Annotated in this window: 2 protein-coding genes; both read right to left on the reverse strand. The window is 64.5% G+C overall.

Annotated features, from left to right (window positions below; genetic code table 11):
- Positions 1-683, reverse strand: a 683-nt coding sequence (locus tag QZH66_RS15765; protein WP_305806841.1) for a branched-chain amino acid ABC transporter permease, incomplete at its 3' end; no start/stop codon positions are given.
- Between the two features lie 124 nt (positions 684-807).
- Positions 808-1,683: branched-chain amino acid ABC transporter permease (locus QZH66_RS15770; protein WP_305806842.1), on the reverse strand; the 876-nt coding region annotated here is incomplete at its 5' end.

The raw sequence follows: 1,683 nt of genomic DNA on the forward strand, positions 1-1,683 counted from the left end.
GCGTTGACGGGGCGGATGCCGATCACGCTGGCGGCCACGTCCATGTCGCGCATGGCCATCCATTCGCGGCCTATGGCGCCGCGCACCAGGTTCTTGGCGAGCAGGCCGAACACCACGACGAAGCTCAGGCACAGCAAATACTTCTGCGCCGGTGTGTCGAACTCGAAGCCTGCGATGTTCAGCGAGCCCACGCTGACCGAGCCCGACGACGAATCGTTGGTGACCCACTTCACGCGGTTGGTGAACCAGTCCATGAAGAACTGCGCGGCCAGCGTCGCCACGGCCAGGTACAGGCCGCGGATGCGCAGGCTGGGAATGCCGAACAGCACGCCCGCCACCGTGGCGCACAGGCCGCCGCCGATCAGGGACAACAGCAGCGGCATGCCTTCGATGCGCACCTGCAGGTTGTAGGCCGCGTAAGCCCCCACGGCCATGAAGGCGCCGGTGCCGAGCGAAATCTGGCCGCAGTAGCCGACCAGGATGTTGAGCCCGATCGCGGCGAGCGAGAGGATCAGGAACGGAGTGATGACAGCGCGAAACGCATAGTCGCTGGTCACCATGGGCACGACGATGAAGGCGATCGCCGCCAGGGCCAGCATGGCCCAGCGGTCCTGCGCGACGGGGAACAGCGCGGCATCGGCGCGGTAGCTGCTCTTGAACTGGCCATTTTCTCGGTAAAACATGGATAGCCTCAATCAGTTGGGGACCGAGCAAATTTGCTGCGCAAATCTGGGTCCGTCCCGCAAGGTTTCATCAATTGGGGACCGAGCAAATTTGCTGCGCAAATCTTGGTCCGTCCCGCAAAATTCAGACTCTGTCAATGATCTTGTCGCCGAACAGGCCCTGCGGCCGCACCAGCAGCACGGCCAGGGCCAGTACGTAGGCGAACCAGTTCTCGATGCCGCCGCCGACAAACGGGCCGAGGTAGATTTCGGACAGCTTCTCGCCCACGCCGATGACCAGTCCGCCGAGGATGGCGCCCGGCACCGAGGTGAGGCCGCCCAGGATCACCACCGGAAAGGCCTTCAGCGCCACCAGCGAAATCGAGTACTGCACGCCCAGCTTGGAGCCCCAGATCATTCCGGCCACCAGCGCGACGATGCCGCCTATGGACCAGACCACGACCCAGATGCGCGCCAGCGGAATGCCGATCGACTGGGCCGCCTGGTGGTCGTCGGCCACGGCGCGCAGCGCGCGGCCGGTGCGGGTCTTCTGGAAGAAGATCGTCAGCAGCGTCACCAGCACGGCCGAGATGGCCGCGGCGATCAGGTCTTCCTTGTTCAGCAGCAGGCCGCCGTCGAACACCTTTTCGAGCACGATCATCGGGTCCTTGGGCATGCCGATGTCGATCTTGTAGGTGGCGCTGCCGAACAGCAGCTGGCCCGAGCCGTCGAGAAAATAGCCTATGCCCAGCGTGGCCATCAGCAGCGTGATGCCCTCCTGGTTGACCAGGCCGCGCAAGGCCAGGCGCTCGATCAGCCAGGCCACGATGACCATCGCCAGCATGGCCGCAATGAAGGCCAGCAGGTTGGCCAGGAACAGGTTGTCGAAGCCCAGCCACAGCGGAATCCACTCCGCGAAGCGCGCCATGGCCAGGGCCGCGAACAGCACCATCGAGCCCTGCGCGAAGTTGAACACGCCGGACGCCTTGTAGATCAGCACGAAGCCGAGCGCGATCAGCGA

The sequence above is a fragment of the Stenotrophomonas sp. YIM B06876 genome (genome assembly GCF_030711595.1).
In the GTDB taxonomy this organism is placed as follows: Bacteria; Pseudomonadota; Gammaproteobacteria; order Xanthomonadales; family Xanthomonadaceae; genus Stenotrophomonas.